The sequence below is a fragment of the Amphritea pacifica genome, from assembly GCF_016924145.1.
In the GTDB taxonomy this organism is placed as follows: Bacteria; Pseudomonadota; Gammaproteobacteria; order Pseudomonadales; family Balneatricaceae; genus Amphritea; species Amphritea pacifica.
Map to the genome: position 1 here is coordinate 1 of NZ_JAFFZO010000110.1, position 493 is coordinate 493.

The 493-nt window shown below is 51.5% G+C and carries 1 protein-coding gene; it reads right to left on the reverse strand.

The genetic code is table 11. The features are described 5' to 3' along the window. On the reverse strand, window positions 1–493 hold a 493-nt coding region (locus tag JW499_RS21625; RefSeq protein ID WP_205212517.1), incomplete at both ends, for an IS256 family transposase.

A 493-nucleotide genomic window follows, 5' to 3' on the forward strand; every position in this document is an offset into this window, starting at 1 on the left:
ATCGGGAAAGCCTTTCAGGCCGTCGACACAGGCGATGAGTATGTCTTTGACGCCTCGGTTCTGAAGCTCCGTCAGGACGTTCAGCCAGAACTTGGCTCCCTCATTTTCAGAGAGCCACAGGCCTAACAATTCCTTGTGCCCTTCCAGGTTAACCCCCAGAGCAAGGTAAACCGCCTTGTTGATGACCTGTTTATCCTGACGGATTTTAACGACAATGCAGTCCAGATAAACAATGGGGTACACCTCATCCAGAGGTCGCGACTGCCATTCAACCACCTGTTCCAGTACGGCATCCGTGACCTTGGATATGAGGCTGGCAGAAACATCAGCATCGTATATCTCTTTAAAGGTCGCGACGATCTCGCGGGTAGTCATGCCCTTGGCGTACAGACTCAGAATCTTGTCGTCCATCGACGTGAAGCGAGTCTGCTGCTTTTTGACTAACTTCGGTTCAAAGCTGCCATCCCGATCCCGTGGCGCATCAATTTCGAAT